At 27.4% G+C, this 18,391-nt stretch carries 19 protein-coding genes; 10 read left to right on the top strand and 9 right to left on the bottom strand.

Going from position 1 to position 18,391, the window contains the following annotated elements:
• Positions 1–7: 7 nt before the first annotated feature.
• Positions 8–1,990: a methyl-accepting chemotaxis protein gene (locus tag CP960_RS10200; protein WP_101185317.1), complete on the bottom strand. Its 1,983-nt coding sequence runs from the start codon at positions 1,988–1,990 to the stop codon at positions 8–10.
• 142 nt (positions 1,991–2,132) lie between these two features.
• Between CP960_RS10200 and rlmB the strand changes: the two genes are divergently transcribed.
• From rlmB to CP960_RS10175, 5 genes are all read left to right on the top strand, one after another.
• Positions 2,133–2,822 carry a 23S rRNA (guanosine(2251)-2'-O)-methyltransferase RlmB gene (gene rlmB, locus CP960_RS10195; RefSeq protein ID WP_101185315.1) on the top strand — a complete coding sequence of 230 codons (690 nt, stop codon included), beginning with the start codon at positions 2,133–2,135 and terminating at the stop codon, positions 2,820–2,822.
• 9 nt (positions 2,823–2,831) lie between these two features.
• Complete coding sequence (locus CP960_RS10190; protein ID WP_101185312.1) at positions 2,832–3,653, top strand: hypothetical protein; 822 nt, start codon at positions 2,832–2,834, stop codon at positions 3,651–3,653.
• 2 nt (positions 3,654–3,655) lie between these two features.
• Positions 3,656–4,864: an LL-diaminopimelate aminotransferase gene (locus CP960_RS10185; protein WP_101185311.1), complete on the top strand. Its 1,209-nt coding sequence runs from the start codon at positions 3,656–3,658 to the stop codon at positions 4,862–4,864.
• 15 nt (positions 4,865–4,879) lie between these two features.
• Entirely contained in the window at positions 4,880–6,142 is a 1,263-nt protein-coding gene (locus tag CP960_RS10180; protein WP_101185309.1) for a homoserine dehydrogenase, read from the top strand.
• 70 nt (positions 6,143–6,212) lie between these two features.
• Positions 6,213–7,568 (top strand): MATE family efflux transporter, encoded by a 1,356-nt coding sequence (locus CP960_RS10175; RefSeq protein WP_228152056.1) that lies wholly within the window; start codon positions 6,213–6,215, stop codon positions 7,566–7,568.
• 17 nt (positions 7,569–7,585) lie between these two features.
• On the opposite strand, the gene CP960_RS10170 is transcribed toward CP960_RS10175, so the two are convergent.
• The 8 genes from CP960_RS10170 to CP960_RS10135 all read right to left on the bottom strand — a co-directional run bounded on the left by CP960_RS10170 (position 7,586) and on the right by CP960_RS10135 (position 13,851).
• On the bottom strand, positions 7,586–7,939 hold the full coding sequence (locus tag CP960_RS10170; protein ID WP_101185307.1) for a DUF1641 domain-containing protein: 354 nt from the start codon (positions 7,937–7,939) through the stop codon (positions 7,586–7,588).
• Positions 7,940–7,947: 8 nt separating this feature from the next.
• Positions 7,948–9,138, bottom strand: a complete 1,191-nt coding sequence (locus CP960_RS10165; protein WP_101185306.1) for an NAD(P)/FAD-dependent oxidoreductase — start codon at positions 9,136–9,138, stop codon at positions 7,948–7,950.
• A 77-nt stretch (positions 9,139–9,215) separates the two neighbouring features.
• Complete coding sequence (locus CP960_RS10160) at positions 9,216–9,899, bottom strand: response regulator transcription factor (RefSeq protein WP_101185304.1); 684 nt, start codon at positions 9,897–9,899, stop codon at positions 9,216–9,218.
• A complete protein-coding gene (locus CP960_RS10155; RefSeq protein WP_228152055.1) occupies positions 9,899–11,335 on the bottom strand; it encodes a PAS domain-containing sensor histidine kinase in 1,437 nt (478 codons plus the stop codon). The genes CP960_RS10160 and CP960_RS10155 overlap by 1 nt, the downstream gene beginning before the upstream one ends.
• A 50-nt stretch (positions 11,336–11,385) precedes the next feature.
• Complete coding sequence (locus tag CP960_RS10150) at positions 11,386–12,078, bottom strand: HvfC family peptide modification chaperone (protein WP_101185302.1); 693 nt, start codon at positions 12,076–12,078, stop codon at positions 11,386–11,388.
• Positions 12,071–12,892, bottom strand: coding sequence for a DUF692 domain-containing protein (locus CP960_RS10145; RefSeq protein ID WP_101185301.1), 822 nt, complete (start codon positions 12,890–12,892; stop codon positions 12,071–12,073). The genes CP960_RS10150 and CP960_RS10145 overlap by 8 nt, the downstream gene beginning before the upstream one ends.
• Before the next feature lie 9 nt (positions 12,893–12,901).
• Positions 12,902–13,237, bottom strand: coding sequence for an HvfA family oxazolone/thioamide-modified RiPP metallophore (locus tag CP960_RS10140; RefSeq protein ID WP_101185299.1), 336 nt, complete (start codon positions 13,235–13,237; stop codon positions 12,902–12,904).
• A gap of 32 nt (positions 13,238–13,269) precedes the next feature.
• Positions 13,270–13,851: a YceI family protein gene (locus tag CP960_RS10135; protein ID WP_101185297.1), complete on the bottom strand. Its 582-nt coding sequence runs from the start codon at positions 13,849–13,851 to the stop codon at positions 13,270–13,272.
• Positions 13,852–13,970: 119 nt separating this feature from the next.
• On the opposite strand from CP960_RS10135, the gene CP960_RS10130 reads away from it, so the two are divergent.
• Genes CP960_RS10130 through CP960_RS10110 form a run of 5 tightly spaced genes read left to right on the top strand, consistent with a single transcriptional unit; the run spans position 13,971 to position 18,390 of the window.
• Complete coding sequence (locus CP960_RS10130; protein ID WP_101185295.1) at positions 13,971–14,630, top strand: response regulator transcription factor; 660 nt, start codon at positions 13,971–13,973, stop codon at positions 14,628–14,630.
• Positions 14,605–15,780: a sensor histidine kinase gene (locus CP960_RS10125; protein ID WP_101185293.1), complete on the top strand. Its 1,176-nt coding sequence runs from the start codon at positions 14,605–14,607 to the stop codon at positions 15,778–15,780. Before CP960_RS10130 ends, CP960_RS10125 begins: the two co-directional genes overlap by 26 nt.
• Before the next feature lie 40 nt (positions 15,781–15,820).
• Entirely contained in the window at positions 15,821–16,204 is a 384-nt protein-coding gene (locus tag CP960_RS10120) for a FixH family protein (RefSeq protein ID WP_101185292.1), read from the top strand.
• Positions 16,204–17,388 carry a TolC family protein gene (locus CP960_RS10115; RefSeq protein WP_101185291.1) on the top strand — a complete coding sequence of 395 codons (1,185 nt, stop codon included), beginning with the start codon at positions 16,204–16,206 and terminating at the stop codon, positions 17,386–17,388. Before CP960_RS10120 ends, CP960_RS10115 begins: the two co-directional genes overlap by 1 nt.
• Positions 17,389–18,390 carry an efflux RND transporter periplasmic adaptor subunit gene (locus tag CP960_RS10110; protein ID WP_101185290.1) on the top strand — a complete coding sequence of 334 codons (1,002 nt, stop codon included), beginning with the start codon at positions 17,389–17,391 and terminating at the stop codon, positions 18,388–18,390. It abuts the gene before it with no gap.
• Position 18,391 lies beyond the last annotated feature (1 nt).

The raw sequence follows: 18,391 nt of genomic DNA, 5'->3' as shown, positions 1-18,391 counted from the left end.
GTTATACCTATGCGTTTTTTTCAAGTTGCTCAAGATTTTCTTGAATTACTTCAATTGTATTAATACTCTCTATCAATTTATCAAAACTTCTCATCTTTTCTTCAATAAAACCATTTGTTTGCTTTGAATTTTTTTGAATTTCATTAAAAGAATCACTTATTTTAAATACATCTTCTGATACATTATGTAATTTTACACTTGCATCATTTATAGATACAGATATGCCACCAATACTTTTTGTAGCAATATCAACTGATTTATTACTTTGAGTAAGACTTGTTTGAGTTTTACTTGCAAGTTTTTTTACTTCATCTGCAACAACTTTAAAACCATATCCATACTCTCCAGCTCTTGAAGCTTCAATAGCAGCATTTAAAGCAAGTAAGTTTGTTTGAATTGCAATTTCAGAAATTGAAGATAAAACAGTTTTAATATCATTTGCATCTTCTGTTAACTTCTTCATATCATCAACTAAACTATTATTTGTAGTAACATTACTTTGTATCTCTTGTGTAAATTTCTCAAATCTATTCATTACATCATCTATTACTTCATTTCCTTCTTTTGTATTTTTATATACAGAATTAATAATAGTAACCATATCTTGAATTAAAGGGAAGGCATCTTTTAAATTATCTAAAAGTGCTGTTCTTACTCTTGAAAGTAACTGATATTGGTAAAGTTCTCTTTTTTTATAGTACAAGCAAAAAGAGGCATATTTACTTACAAAATTATCAACATAATCATCATAAAACTCTTCGTTTTCTTCAACCTTATAAAAAAACAAAGCAGTTAGTGTTTGATTGATATTCAATCCTAATAACTCACCAAAAGTAGAAGAGCCTGCAATAGGAATATCATTAAATGTTTTTAAAGAGTTTAACTTGTCTTCATTTAATAATCTTCTTAAAATACAATCATTAAATAGTGCTGCTATTGGTTTTTGTTTTTTTTGATATTTAAATCTTTCATAATCTTTTTGAGTCGTACTTGTAAACTCTTTATTTTTTACTAAATACAATATATCTCCAAAAGCGACATCACAAAAAAATGACAATTGTTTATTTGAAATATCTACATTTGAAATTGAACGAATATATATTTCATCATCAAGTTTAATTGCAAAACTATAATCTTTTAATATTTCTGGCAAACTTTCAATTGGAGTTGAAAAATATTGACTTAGTGCATCTAATATATTAACAATTTGATTTGTTTTCGTACTTAATACACTTTGAACTGTTCTTTTTTGTACATCAGATTGAGCTACTAAAAAAGAGATTTTCATATCTTCACAACTTTGTGATTTAAAAACTCCATACTTTATAGTTGGCTTTAATTTTATTAAAACAACTACTGCATTATGTCTTAGAACTGTTTTATCATTAAAAATAAAAGTATCTTTAAAATCCAATTTCCCACCAGCAGAGCCACCAATTAGTAAGCATGGAAGTTTCTTACTATCATAAACAGCTTCTGCAAAGAAGCTCTCACTATTTGATAAACCATCAATAAAAGTTAAAGCAAAACAGTCTTCATGATTTATTTTAAAAGATATTTTATTCTTATTTATTTCATCTTTTATCTTTGTAATTCTAGTTGTAGGACTAATAGTACTATTTGCAATATCCTCACTAAATAAAGGTATTGTTAAAATCTCAATATTTTGTATAACATCTTCACTAAATGCTTGTAAAATAATATTGTTACTATTTGAATTAGTTTCATGGTATAAACTATCTCTTTTTTCATTTAGATTAAATGTACAAAGTTCTCCAGCTGTTGTTGTAAGTACAACTTTTGTAGAAGAGGGGAAACTAGATTTTATTTGTTCAGAAATTGTATGAAAATTAATATTCGCAGAGATAAAACCAACTATTAATTTTGGGGCATTTTCATTGAAATATAGAGTTTGTAACTTTTCATTACTTAATTGCATCTCATTTGTATCTAAAACCTTAATATATTCACTACTAAGATTACCATCCATAAAAAATCCTTCTTAAATTATAAGAGACTACTTTAACAAGAATCTCTTTTATGGGTAAAATATCCAATCTTTGCTTTAATCATCATTACCAAAAGGTTATTTTAAAGAGGTTTATCAAGAACTTTTAGATAAAATCTTGCCCATGATAATATATGGAAAACAAATAGTACTATATGTACTTGAAAAGCATCCTCACTTAATTGAAGAGGTTCTATTCTCAAAAGAGATAGATAAAAAACTATTCTCAAAGTTTTTAAAACTAGGGAAAAAAGTTATTAGAATTGACAATAAAAAAGCCCAAGGTCTTGCACAAGGTGGGAACCATCAAGGATTCTTTTTAAGATTAAAAGAGTTTGAATATACACAAATAAGCGAAATAAAAGAGAAAAACTTTATTTTAGTTTTAGATGGCTTAACAGATGTAGGGAATATTGGAGCAATAGCTAGATCAGCTTACTCACTTGGTGTAGATGCAATTATTGCATCAAATGTAAAATCACTAAATAACTCAGGAGTTATTAGAACAAGTGCAGGAGCAATGCTAGATATTCCTTTTGGGCTTTATACAAACACTCTTGATTTAGCAAATGAGTTAAAACAATGTGGTTTTGCACTAATTGGTGCGACTATGGATGGAATAGATTTAAAAAAATATGGGAAAATAGACAAGACAGATAAAGTTGCTCTATTTTTAGGTAGTGAAGGTGAAGGTCTTTCAAAAAAAGTTGCAAAAAAACTTGATTTGAAAGTATCTATTGGTATGCAACATGAGTTTGACTCTTTAAATGTATCTGTTGCAGCAGGAATATTAATATATAATTTAACAAAATAGAAGTAGAACATGATAAAAAAAATATTTTTCTTAACTCTTTTAACTTTAACACTACAAGCATCAACAGTACTTGATAATAAAATCTCAAACCTTATTGGAGAGTTTGAATATATAAAACACAAGAACCTGATAAACTATATTTTCAAAGATAAACAGAGCTACTTTATTGGGAAAAATATTGACTATATCAAAGTAATAAGAAAGCTTCAAGAGAATGGACTTTTAAAAATCACTTTAGATAGACCAAAAGATATATATATTAAATTTAATACAAATCACGACCCTATTAAATCTTTAAAAATATTAAAAGATACACTTAAATCTTTAGGTTTTTATTACTACTTCACAAAAACACTAAAATATGATGAACAAAATTTAAACTGGGAAATCAAACTAAAAACAGAAGCCGCCATCGACCCTCTCATTTTAGCAAATGAACTTTACAAACAAAATAGTAGAGTTGCTGATATAAAAAGAGAGGGAGATAATAAATGGGAATACAGTATTGATACAACTTTTTCAACATTAAATAACTCAATACAAATAACAGCAAATGAGAAAAAGTATTTAAGAAAACCTCTTAAGCCCTATTTGATAAAATTAAATGATAGTGTAAGCAGAGTAACAATTGTATCAAAAATATTAAATAACTGGTTTCCTAAAGTGGTATTTTATGATAAGCATTTAAATATCTTAAAGCTTATAAAAGAGGATAAGGTGCATGGAAAGTTAGTTCTTGAAGTGCCACAAGACACTAAATATATAAAAATAGATGACCTATATACGCTTATAAATATAAAGCGTGGGCTAAGTATTATAACGAAGGAGTAGTAGTGTTTCCTGAAATTGAATTTGAAAGAATGAAAAGACTTCCAAACTATGTATTTGCGGAAGTAAACGAAATAAAAATGGATGCTAGAAGAAGAGGCGAAGATATTATAGATTTTTCAATGGGTAACCCAGATGGACCAGCGCCTAAGCATATTACAGACAAGCTAAAAGAGGCTTCAGATAAGCCTAAAAATCATGGATATAGTGCAAGTGCAGGAATTTATAAACTAAGACTTGCAATTTGTAATTGGTACAAAAGAAAATATGGAGTTGATTACTTTGACCCAAATAAACATGCTTGTGCAACAATGGGAAGTAAAGAAGGATATGTTCATCTTATTCAAGCTATTGTAAATGTTGGAGATGTTGCAGTTGTTCCAGACCCAACATATCCAATCCACTCATATGCATTTATGCTAGCAGGTGCTGCTATTCATAACTTTGAATTGCCATTTGGCGAAGATTTCAAAGTAGATGAAGAGCTATTTTTTGAAAGATTACAAAAAACACTAAATGAATCAATCCCTAAAGTAAAATATGTATTGGTTAATTTCCCACACAATCCATCTTGTGCAACAATTAGACCAGAGTTTTATCAAAGATTAGTTGATTTAGCTAAAAAAGAGAGATTTTATATTATCTCAGATATTGCTTATGCAGATATTACATTTGATGGATATAAAACTCCATCTATTTTCCAAGCAAAAGGTGCAATTGATGTTGCTGTTGAATCATTTACTCTTTCTAAGTCATACAATATGGCAGGATGGAGAGTTGGTTTTATGGTTGGAAATGAAAAACTAATTGGAGCACTTAAAAGAATTAAATCTTGGCTTGATTATGGAATGTTTACACCTATTCAAGTTGCAGCAACTGTTGCACTTGATGGCCCTCAAGAGTGTGTAGCAGAACATACTGAGAAATATAGAAAAAGAAGAGATGTTATGGTTGAAGCGTTTAAAGATGCTGGTTGGGAAATGAGTGTACCAAATGCTTCTATGTTTATTTGGGCAAAAATCCCACAAAAAGCGCAACATCTTGGAAGTATGGAGTTTAGTAAACAACTTCTAACAGAAGCAAAAGTAGCAGTAAGTCCAGGTATTGGATTTGGTCGTTATGGTGATGGATATGTAAGAATTGCTTTAATTGAAAACGAAAAAAGAATTAGACAAGCAGCAAAAAATATAAAAAAATATTTAAAAACTTTATAATTAGTAGGATATAAAATGTTAAAAATAGCAATTATTGGTGTAGGAACAGTAGGTTCAAGTGTAGCAAATATATTAAAAGAGAATAAAGAGATTATAACTGCAAGAGCTGGAAGGGAACTAGTACCAACAATTGGAGTTGTGAACAATTTAAATAAAAAAAGAGATGTAAGTATAGAGTTAACAGATGATATTGAAAAAGTTTTAAATGATGACTCAATTGATATTATTGTTGAGCTTATGGGTGGAGTTGAAAAGCCTTATGAGGTTGTAAAAAAAGCTTTAGAAAAAGGCAAAGCAGTAGTTACTGCAAATAAAGCACTATTAGCTTATCATAGGTATGAACTTGAAGAGATAGCTAAAGATATTCCTTTTGAATATGAAGCAGCAGTAGCAGGAGGAATTCCTATTATAAATGCTTTAAGAGAAGGACTAACTGCAAATAATATTCAATCAATTCAAGGTATCATGAATGGTACATGCAACTATATGTTAACAAAAATGATTGATGAAGGTGTTGAATACGAAACTATCTTAAAAGAAGCACAAGATTTAGGTTATGCAGAAGCAGACCCAACTTTTGATGTAGGTGGTTTTGATGCTGCACATAAACTTTTAATACTTGGTTCTATTGCATATGGAATTGATGCAAAACCTGAAGATATTTTAATTGAAGGTATTGAAAATATCACAAGTTATGATATTGAGTTTGCTAAAGAGTTTAACTACTCTATTAAACTATTAGGTATTGCAAAAAGAGAAGATGATAATATTGAATTAAGAGTACATCCTGCTTTTGTTCCAAAAAATCAAATGATTGCTAAAGTTGATGGAGTTATGAATGGTATTTCAGTAATTGGCGATAAAGTTGGTGAAACAATGTATTATGGGCCAGGTGCAGGTGGTGATGCAACGGCAAGTGCTGTTATTGCAAATATTGTTGATATAGCAAGACGTGGGAAAGGTTCTCCAATGCTTGGCTTTGAAAGAAGTTATGGAAATAAACTTTCACTACAAAATAAAAAAGAGATAAAAACAAAATATTATTTAAGATTGGAAGTTGCTGATAAAACAGGTGTTTTAGCAAAAGTTGCTTCTATTTTAGGTGAATGTGGCATCTCTATTGAAAAGATGTTACAAAAGCCATTAGGTAATCAAAAATCAAACCTTTTACTTTCTACTCACTCTTCAGTTGAAAAAGATATTTTAAAAGCAATTGAAGAACTAGAGAATACTAAAGTAGTAACTCAAAAACCTGCAATGATTAGAATAGAAGATTAATCTTCTACTCTAATCTTTTAAACTTACTTTTTAGCTAATATCTATTTTATAACTTAATTAAGGTTAACATTTGAAAACAGACTCACATTTAATAAAAGAAGATATTCCAACCTTACTTAAACAAATAGCCATTCCTGCAAGTACTGGTATGTTTTTTAATACTATGTATAATGTTGTAGATACATTTTATGCAGGACTTATTTCAACTCAAGCAATTTCAGCACTCTCACTTTCATTTATGATATTTTTTACAATTATTGGGCTTGGGTATGGTTTTTCATCAGCAATTACAGCACTTATTGGAAATGCAAGTGGTCGTTCTAAAAGATTTTTAGCTTCACTATATGCACATAAAGGAATCTTCTTTATGCAGCTTATTGCTCTTGCTTTAACTCTAGTTGGTTTTTTAATATCTCCATACCTATTTACACTTTTAGGTGCTAGTGGAGCTTATATGGATATGGCACTAGATTATATAAATATAATTCTTGCAGGTACAATCTTTTTTATGACAAACTTTGCTTTAAATGCAATACTTGTATCAAGAGGAGATACAAAATCATATAGAAATACTTTAATCTTTGGATTCTTTGCAAACTTAGTTTTAAATCCTTTGTTTATTTATGGATTTTTATTTATTCCTGCAATGGGAATAAAAGGAATAGCCCTTTCAACAGTTTTAATACAGCTTTTAAATGCCCTTTATCTTCTTAGAAAAGTTATGGATACAAAGCTTGTACACTTTGAAAAAATAAGCTACTTTTTTCCTCATAAAAAAGTCTATAAACAGATGATAAATCAAGGTATCCCTTCTTCTATGAATATGCTTATTATGTCTATTGGTTCACTTATTTTAATGTACTTTGTATCACTTTATGGAGTAAAAGCTGTTGCAGGATATGGAATAGGCTTTAGAGTTGAACAAATCATGCTTTTACCCGCTCTTGGGCTTAGTTCTGCTGTACTATCCCTAGTTTCAAATAACTTTGGTGCTAAAAGATTTGATAGAGTTCAAGAAACAGTAAATAAGGCTTTAAAATATGGTTTTATAATTGCTACATTTGGAATAATTTTTTTATATATTTTTGGGAAAACTATTGTTTCACAGTTTGATTCTGACCCAATTGTAATTGGTTTTGGGTATGATTATTTAGTAGTTGAAGTATTGATTTTTTATGCTTATGTAATACTATTTATTTGTGTTTCAACGCTACAAGGAATAAAAAAACCTAAGATGATTGTATACATAGGTTTATATCGTCAGCTAATTGCTAAATATGCTATTGCTTATGTTATAGTTATTTGGCTTGCTTTAGATTATATCTATCTTTGGGTTGGTGTTCTTATCATGATTTATAGTGCTGCGATTTTTGCATACTTTTATACTCATAAGTTATTAAGTAAATATAAACTTCCTATAAAATAGAAAGTTTATATTAGTAGTTATACTTGTTTACCAATACCTTTTGTTAAATGAAGAATAAAAGCTAAACCTTTTCGTGTCTCTTCATCTTTTAATAACTTAAGTAAGCCAAATAGTGAAGGTATTTCATTTTTCTTTATTTCTCTATTTGCATATCTAACAGCATTTTGAGTAACAAATCCTGCAGTTGCTAAATTATCTACTGTTCCTACCATCTTATCAACCATAGGAGCTGTTGTCATCTCAATATTATCTGATAAAACCGCTAGTAAATCAATAATATTATCAATTCTTCCTGTTTGAACTAGCATTGAAAACTTTTCTTCAAGTTCTTGCATCTCTTTAGTTTTTAAAACTTCTACTTTTTCACTCATAATCTCTCCTATACCATTCCTCGAGCTGCTGCCCAATAAATACCCATATTAAAACCTTTTCTAACAAAACTACCTAGTTTACTACAAGGTGTTGGCTTTACATCTTCTTTATAGTCATACCAAAGTGGCATTCCACAAGATAACCCCATCTGAGCAATTGCAATAACTTTTCCATCATAACTTTCAGTTGGGTACCCATATCTAATTTCAGAAGCAATATTATCTGCAACTACATCTGTTTGATTATGAATAGTACCTCCTGCTTTAGAAACTGGTAAATCAACAGTATCCCCTAAAGTATAAATATTATCATAGCCTTTAACCTTAAGAGTTTTTTTATCAGTTGGTAACCATCCTTCATCATCTACTGCTTTTGATAAGCCTGATTCTCTAATAAACTTAGTTGCAATAAATGGAGGAGTTGACATTAATATATCAAACTCAATCTCTTCACCCTCTTGAGAATAAGCAATTTTTTTATCAGGGTCTACTTTATTTAATGTAAAACTAGTTTTATACTTTACACCTATGCCATCAAAGATTGAAGGTAAAACTTTTGATGTAGGTCCTTGTAAGAAAAGACCATCTGTAACTGCTTGTGCAACTTTTGGATAAGTATATACAATCTCTATATCATCTCTTAATCCCTGTTCTTTTAAATGGTCATGTAACATAATTGTAGTTTCAATAGGAGCAATACCACACTGATGGGGAACATTTGGAGTTTTAGGGAAGTTTACAGTTACTAAAACTCTTCCTTTTTTTAACTGCCCAAATTTTTTTGCTAATTTTTTTGCTCCATCATAAGAGTAAAACCAATCTCCACCCTCTTTTAATCCAGGAATTCTATCAACTGCTACTTCACAACCTGTTGCAAGAATTACAAAATCATATTTATATATAGTTCCACTCTTACCTTTTACAAAATTTTCATTAGTATCAATCTGTACAGCTTCATCTACTAAAAAGTTTATTTCAGGCATTAAAAGAGTTCTTTGTTCTCTTACAAACTCCTGTCCAGAAGCTTTATGAAAAGCCACATACATAGCACCAGGTCTATAATAATGATATTTTGAGTTTGAAATCATTGTTATTTCAATTTCATCTTTATCAATTTCATACATCAATTTTTTTGCTAAATTATTTGCTGTCATAGTACCAGCTGTACCACCACCAACAATAAGAATTCTTTTCTTCATTAAAACTCCTTTATATAAGAGAGTCTAACAAAAGAATAGAAGAAAAGAATAAGAGTACTATAAGATTTGTATAAGATTTACTCTAAAGAAAGTTTGTATCCAAACCCTTTTATATTTTCAATGGAGTTTTTATAGAGTTTTTTTCTAAGACTTGAAACTACCATTCTAATAGCATCATTTGTTGCTGGTTCTTGCCAAACTACATTTTCAATTTGTTCTAAACTTACAATAGAGTTCTTGTTTTCATATAAAAACTCAAAAAGTAAAGACTCTTTTTTTGTTAGATTTATTTTGGTATTTTTATTGATTATTACTTTTTGAACAAAATCATAAGTATAGTTTTCTTTTAATTCTACTTTATTTAAAAACATAGGCTTGTTTTTTACACTTAATGATATAGAAACCAATAATTCATCAATATCAATTGGTTTTTTAAAATAAAAATTTACTTCTGCATCAATTGCTCTATTTAAATAGATTTGATTATTAAAAGCAGTCATAACTATTCGAATACAATGTGGATTAACAATAGCAATTTTTTGCAAAAAATGTAAGCCATCAACTTCTGGTATTTGAATATCAGCTATTACTACATCTATATTTTGATTATTAAATATCTCAAGGGCATCCATAGCATTACTAGCAGTTTTTACTTCTTTAAAATAGATTAAAAGTATTCTTTCTAGCCATTTTAAAGTACTTTCATCATCTTCTACAATTAATAGGGTTAAAGGTTGTAGTTTAATATGTAATTTTTCCATTATTTTTGCTCTTCTGATTTTAATGAGATAGTAAATACTGCCCCATTTTCATTATTTCTAGCCGATAAACTTCCATTCATATTCTTTTCTATAATTACTTTTGACATATACAATCCTATACCGTTCCCATCTTCTTTTGTAGTAAAGTAAGGTTTAAATATTTCTTGTAAATTTTTTTCAGAAATTCCACCAGCATTATCTGAAATACTAAGCTCAAGAAAATTTCCATTTTGAACAAAATCAATGTTAATAAATCCTTCATGCTGTTTTCTTCTTATAAGTACATCCAAAGAGTTATCTACTATATTTAATAAAGCTTGTCTAAACTCGTTTTCTAAACCATAAAACTCTAAATTAACCCCATCTTCAATATTTATATTAAGAGTGATATTTTCATTTTTCAGCTGTATATCTACTAATTTAATTGTATCTTTTACACTATTTAATATATTGAAATATTTCTTTTCTTTAGAGATTTTAAAAAAATTACTAAAATCATCAATTGTTTCAGACATAAAATTTATTTTTTCAATCATTTCATTTTCAATCTCATTTAATAAATTAAAATCAAAATTTTCACTATTTGATAAATGTCTTAAGCCTTGAGTAATAATACCTAAACTATTTAAAGGTTGTCGCCATTGATGAGCAATTGCTTCAATCATTTCACCCATAGAAGCCAATCTTGATTGATGACACATTATTTCATACTGTTGTGTTCTTTTTTTAACTTCATGATTTATTCTTCTTTTTAAATCATCTTGATATTTTATATCTTCTGTTATATCCGAAGTAATCATTACTATTTCATTTGTACTTTTTATATAACTTAAAGACATACTAGCATTAATTTGTTTTCCCGATTTAGTCACACATATTTTTCTAAATCTTTCAACAATACCTTCTTGTATTGCTCTTTGTACTGCTGTTTTACTAGGTTGTGCATATTCAGGAGAAGATAAAGAGATACAAGATTCATTGTATAACTCTTCCATTGTATATTCCATCATTGTTTGGAAAAACTTATTTGCATAAAGGAAAGTACCCTTTTCATTTAAAATTGATATTCCATTTCCTGCTAAATCAAAAACAGCTCGTAGTTCTTCTTTTTTAGATCTTAAGTCTTTAAGACTTTTCTTTAACTGTAAGTGCATATTTCTATATTTAGTAATGTCTTTGAAATAATAAATTTCATCATGGCAAGAGACTTCATAATCTTTTTTATTCCAACAAATAATTAAGCTATCTATTTTTTTTAATTTTAGCAACATCAATTTGTTATAAGTAACTTTACTAAAGTGTTCACTTAATTTAGTATTATTAATCTCATCAAAAACTTCACCATAAGAGTTTATTATCTTATCATCTTTGACAATTAATATTATTGTTTGGGGAAGATTGTTTAGTATTTTTAAATATAAAGTTTCATTTTCCATAATTTATAATAACTATGTTATATGTTAAAGTTTTATAAATGATACTTATATTATTTAAAGAAAAAAACTCCGTTACTATTTAACTCACTTAAAGGCTCATATAAAACCTCTTTTGCTTCTTGAAAATCTAACTCATTTTCAAAACAAAGCTCTAAAAGGTGACTTTGAATATTTTTTGTTTTATTAATTTTCTTCAAAAGATAAAAAAGTACAGGATTTATTTGTCTAAATTTAACCTCATCATCTTTAAAATCATAATAAATAATTGCAAAATTCTCCTCTTTTTTTTCTATATTTGCATTTAAAATATCATAATCAAATCTTTTTAATCTACAACTATTTGAGAGTTTATAACTATTCTCATAATGAAACTCTTTTATCTGTTCATATTCATACTCTTGCATTGATAATTCAAGTTCAATCCAATCAAAATATAAAAGGTCATAAAGATATTTTCTATCATGAAATAGTCTATTTTTTTTTACAAACTTTCTATAGTCATTTGCTATTTTCCAAACAAACTCTGTGCTACAAGGTTCTTTTAAAAAAACTCTTATAGACTCTTCTAACTCTTTAGCAGATATATACTTTTTAAACTCTATGAAAGTATTTTTTATAACCTCTTCGTATCTATAATAGACTAACTTTTGATATACATTATATGCATCTTTAAACTCTTCTTTGTTTCTTTTTGTCACTATATTGATAAACTCATTTTGAATATCTTCTTCTATATTAGGCATGATTAAACCTTTTATAAATCTTTTTCATCTTATTATATTCAGTTACAAGTTCTTGTAAAGGTGGTATATTGTTATCTCTTTCAATCATAACAGGAGCATTTACCTGATTTAAAGTGTACTGTAAAAGTTTCCAAACTCCACTACAAATTGGCATACCATGAGAATCAATTTTAAGATTTGATTCTTCATCAAAGTAGTGTCCTGCTATATGCATATATGCAACTTTACTCTTATCAATTTGGTCTATAAACTCTCTTGCTTTAAAAGAGTGATTTACAGAGTTTACAAATACATTATTTACATCCAAAAGCAGTTTTGCACCTGATTTTTCTAATACTTCATTTATAAAATCAACTTCTTGCATCTTTGCATAAGGAACAAAATAGTATGTTGCATTTTCTAAAATTAGATTTCTTTGAATTATATCCTCAACCTCTTTTATTCTATCACTTATAATATTTACCATTCTTTTTGTCATAGGTAAAGGTAAAAGTTCATAAGTTTGCTTTTTATTAAAAGATGAGAAACTAAGGTGTTCAGAATAAAACTCTATATTATATCTATCTAAAAACTCTTTCATTTTTTTTACAAAACTTCTATTTAAATTGTCAGCTGAACCAATAGATAAAGATAAACCATGAGCAACAGTAGGCTTAGAAAACACTATTTTTTCAAAAGCTTTTTCATAAACTCTTGGCATATGCATCCAGTTTTCAGGAGTAATCTCCCACCAATCAGGTGAGAAATTACTATGCTCTAAGTTTAATAAAAAATCACTTCTTAAACCTAAACCACAACCTTTTAAACTAATCATATTAATTTCTTAATTACTTCCACATTTACCAGCTCCACAAGAACCAGTAACTTTTTTATCTTTTCTCATACTACTATTTTGCATATCATTCTTCATATCGCTACTTCTCATGTCACCTCCACACTTACCAGCACCACAAGAGCCTTTCATGCTTTTTTTCATCTCTTTTTGCATATCTCCACCGCATTTACCAGAGCCACAAGCACCTTTCTTTTCTATTTTTTTCGTGTCTGCACCACATTTACCAGCACCACAAGCTCCCCCATTTCCTGCAATTGCTGTTGTTGTAGTAAGTGCTGCGCCTAGCATAGCTCCTGCTAGCTTTAATTTTGTATTACTTTTCATCATGAACCCTTTTGATTTTTATAATTTTAAAATTAAAGTTCTACTGCTTGAACTTGAACTTCAATATCTACTTCTTCACTTACTGCAATTCCACCAAACTCTAAGGCTTTATTCCATTTAAGTCCATATTTTGTTCTATCAATTTCCCCTTCAAGTGAGAAACCAACTCTATTATTACCCTCTAAGTCTTTTATTGTTCCACCAATCTCAACTTCTAATTTTACTTCTCTTGTAACACCTCTTATTGTTAAATCACCAATCATGATACCTTCATCATCACTTTTTTTAGCATATGATTTCATTACAAACTTAAGTTCTGGATATTTTTGTGCTAAAAAGAAATCTGCACTTCTTAAATGATTATCTCTTTTTTCAATACCTGTATCTATTGATTTTGTTTTAATTGTCGCTTCTAAAGATTTAAACACTTTAGTTTTATAATCAAAATCTACTTTTGCATCAAACTCTTTAAACTCACCTTTTACATTTGTAATCATAAGGTGCTTAACTGAAAACCCTACTTCTGAATGTGCTTTATCAATTGCATGTGGCGATGCACTTAATAAACCTACTAGCATTAACAATCCTGCTAAAACCTTAGATGTGAACTTCATAATATCTCCTTCTCGTGTCATTTTTCTTATAAAAACATTATAAGATACTTATGTGTACTGTTTGTGTAGAAATCTTATTTATAATTATGTTATACTTGCCTTAACTTTTAGGATTAATTATGAATATACTATTATTAGAAGATGACCTTATTTTAAATGAAATTATCACAGAATATCTTGAAACTAAAGAGTTTACAGTAACTTCAACCTATGATGGAGAAGATGCTTTAAGTAATCTATTTTCAAATATTTATGATTTATTACTTTTAGATGTAAATGTTCCAAATATAAATGGCTTTGAAATTTTAAAAAGATTAAGACAAGAGGGTATTACAACACCTTCTATATTTATTACTTCGCTAAATCAAATTGATGATTTAAAAAAAGGTTTTGATGTAGGTTGTAATGATTATATTAAAAAACCTTTTGAGCTTGAAGAGTTAGGATTAAGAATTGAAAATATTAAAAAAACTTTTAATATTGATGCAAATAGTTTAATAATTGATGAAAATATTACCTTTGACACAAAAGATTTAATACTTAATAACGATGGGATTATTCATCATTTACCACAAAAAGAATCAAAAATCTTAATATACTTAATAAACAATGCAAATAAAATTGTAAGCCATGATGAACTTATATCAAATGTTTGGGGATATGAAGAGACTCCAAGTTCTTCAACTCTTAGAACTTATATAAAGAATTTACGAAAAATCTTAAGTGATGAGTATATTCAAACAAGAAAAGGAGTTGGTTATAGTTTTAACAAGAAGTGAAAAATCTGCATTAGTTAGATTTCTAAGCCTATATCTTGGCTCATCATTTATTTTACTTACAATTATTGCATGGCTTTTTTACAAAGTTGAATCAAACTTATATTATGATTTGATTACATCAAATATGAAAAGTGTTGCATCTAAAATCTCTTCAACTATAATATATGCACATATGACAAACCAAAAAATCAATCCTGAAAAAATTAGAAAAAATATTGATTTTGATTTTGCATTATATAATCACAAATTTAAAAGACTTGTAGGTAATATTGAAGATGATATAGATTTTACAAAAAAGATAAAGCAATATAAAAATAGTTTTATTCTTATTGATGATTCTGCATTAGGACATCTAGGGGTTAATTATGTAGTTATAAAAGAGAATATTTTTTATAAAAAGATACTTCAATTAAAAGAGAAAATTTTTATCTCCTTTTTGTTAATCTTTGCATTTTTATTTGTAACTGGGTTTTATTTAGCAAAAATGTTTATCAAACCTATTACAAATGAAAGACTTAAGTTAAATAACTTTATAAAAGATACAACACATGAACTAAATACACCAATTACAGCTATTTTAATGTGTACAAGCAAAGGTTCATCACTTAGTGAAAAAAATCTTCAAAGAATAAATCTAAGTGCAAAAAGAATATCAGAAATATATAAAGACTTAATCTATCTTTTCTTAGAAGATAAGAAAAAAGAGTCGCCAAAAATTTTAAAAATTGATGAGATTTTAAATGAACAAATTGAATACTTTAAAGCCTTAGCTTCTAAAAAAAGAATAGAGATAATCACACAAATTGAACCTACTACTTTTTATATAGATAAAGAGAGCTTCATTAGATTAAGTAACAATCTTATATCAAATGCAATAAAGTATAATAAAATTGATGGAAATGTGACAATTATTTTAAAAAATAATAAACTTATAGTTAAAGACAGTGGAATAGGAATTGATAAAAAGAATTTAAAAGATATTTTCAAAAGATTCTATAGAGCAAATGATGTTCAAGGGGGGTTTGGAATAGGTTTAAATATAGTATATACAATATGTAAAGAGTATAATATTGATGTTGATGTTGATTCTACACAAAATGTTGGAACAACTTTTACTTTGACACTAAATTCCACGTTAACTGCACAATAAAAATGTAAGAATTCCTTTAAAATAACAAAAAGGAGTTCTTATGAAAAGTTTTTTAAAACTTTTTTCTATTCTAATCTTAGCATTTGGTATTGCAAGTGCATCCTCACTTTCACAATCTGGAAATAAAAATGGTTATGAGGTAAAACTTACATCAGAAAAATCATTAGTTGTTGGAAATAATAGCTTATATATCCAAATTTTTAAAGATGGTAAGGTAGTTACAAATGCAAAGGCAAAAGCAAAATTTTATATGCCAGAGATGCCAGGTATGCCATATATGGAGTTTAAAGACAAGGCTAAACTTGTAAAAGACAAATATAAAATTGATATTAATTTCTCTATGGGTGGAACATGGCAATATCAATTAAAATTTAAAACAAGTGATGGAAAAGTTCACAAATTAAGAGGAAGTGTGAACTTATAATGAAAAAGTCTCTATTTGTAATCACTCTTTTTATATCAAGTTTAACCGCAACTAGTATTGATACTTTAATAAATAGTGCCATATTAAAAAACAGTGAACTTAAAAGTATAGAAAAGTCTATTTTGATTGCAAATGAGAATATTATGCTTGCAACAAAATACACAAATCCAACTCTATCTTTAGGTTTAACAGGTATTCATACAAATGAAAACTATGATAAAAGAAATTTAGAACCAATGCAAGCACAGTCAATAGGAATAACTCAGGCTATTCCTATAACTGATAAACTAGAGATTAATGAATCAATTCAAATTACAAATAAAACTATTTTAGCTCTTAGTTTAGAGGATAAAAAACTATTATTAAAATCAAAAATTTATGAACTTGCTTATAAAATAGCTATCTTAAAAGAAAAAAGAGATTTTATATTAAAACAAAAGAGTAATCTAAAAAAGATTGAAAAATTACAAAATTATAAGTATCAAACCTCTAAAATAGATGTTAAATCTCTATTTGATACAAAAATTGCAACAAAGAATTTTGATATTGTATTAAATAATTTAGATACAAACCTTCAAACACTTAAACTAAATTTAGAAGAAATAACATATAAAAATATAAATCATATTGATATAGATACAACAATTAATAAAAAATATCTTAAATTAAAAGCAAATAATCATCCTAAAATAAAGGCTTTGCAACAACAACTAAAGTTAAATAAACAACAAGAAGCATTTGAAGAAGCCTCAAAAACTTCTGATATTAAACTAAATGCAACTTATGCAAATAGAACAGAGTATCAAGATTATGTAAATATTTCTGTTTCTATTCCTTTATCTATTTATAATACAGAAAATATAAAAGTTAAAAAAGCACAACTTCAATATTTAAAAACAAAAGATGATTTACAAACTTTAAAACAAAACTTTATCATTACAAACAAAATATTACAAAAAGAGCTAGATAATAGTTATATAAATCATGAATTAATCACAAAAGATATTGTTTTGCTACAAAAAGCTATTGAAAAGAGTTTAAATATTGATAATAGATTTAAAAACAATACAACAAAAATAATTCAAAATCTAAATAAAACTATTAGTTTGAAAATTGCAGCACTAGATGAAAAAACAAAATACTTTACTGCTTTAGCAAAAGCAATATATTATGAAGGGAAATAGATGAAAAAGCTACTTACTATATGCTTAGTTGGATTAACTTTAGCAAATGCAAAAATAATTGAAGTGGAACAACTTTTTAATAAAAAAATAACAACCGTAAAAAAAGAGAATATATCTTTTACAAAAGAGTTTTATGCAAATAGTTTAATTATCGAAGATAAAGTAATTGATATTGTAACTAGGTTTGATGGATATATTACAAAACTAAATGCAAATAGGTTATATATGGATGTAAAAAAAGGTCAAGCTCTATTTTCTATCTATTCTGATGATATTTATAATATTACAAAAGAGTTAAAAGTTGCAAAAAGTTTAGATAAACAACTATACAAAAGTACCCTTGATAAACTGGAAGTTTTAGCTATAAATAAAAAAGAGATTAATAAGCTTAAAAACTTAAAAAATGAGTTTAAAGACGTTACTTTTTACTCTCCTACAAATGCTATTGTTTTACAAAAAAATATAAACTATAAATCTTTTGCAAAAAAAGGGAATCTTCTTTTACAACTTGCAAATATAGATAAGCTTTGGGTAGTTGCAAAAATTTATGAAAGTGATTTAAAAGATATAAAAGTAGGTCAAAGAACAAAAATATTTTTTGATGGATTAAAGCAGCCTATTGACTCAAAAATTGATTTTATTTACCCAAATATTGATTCAAAAAGTAAAACTGTTGATATACGAATGACTGTAGATAATAAAGACAAAAAGATTTATCCAAATATGTTTGCAAAAGTAAAAGTAGAAATTGCAAATAGCAGTATGCTAACTCTGCCTAAAACAGCAGTATTAAATAAAGCAAATAAATATTATGTTTTTGAACCAATTTCAAAAAGTGAGTTTGAACCAATAGAGGTTGAAGTAAAAAGAGTTTCATCAAATAAATATCAAATTCTAAGTGGTCTAAAACAGGGACAAAAAGTAATAAATAATTCACTATTTTTACTTGATAGTGATGCAGTTACAAATGGTCTTTATGAAGACAATGATGAAGATTGGTAGG

Source organism: Malaciobacter halophilus, from assembly GCF_002837275.1.
Lineage (GTDB): Bacteria > Campylobacterota > Campylobacteria > Campylobacterales > Arcobacteraceae > Malaciobacter > Malaciobacter halophilus.
Note: the sequence above shows the minus strand (reverse complement) of the source record. Positions and strands in the feature narration are given on the sequence as shown.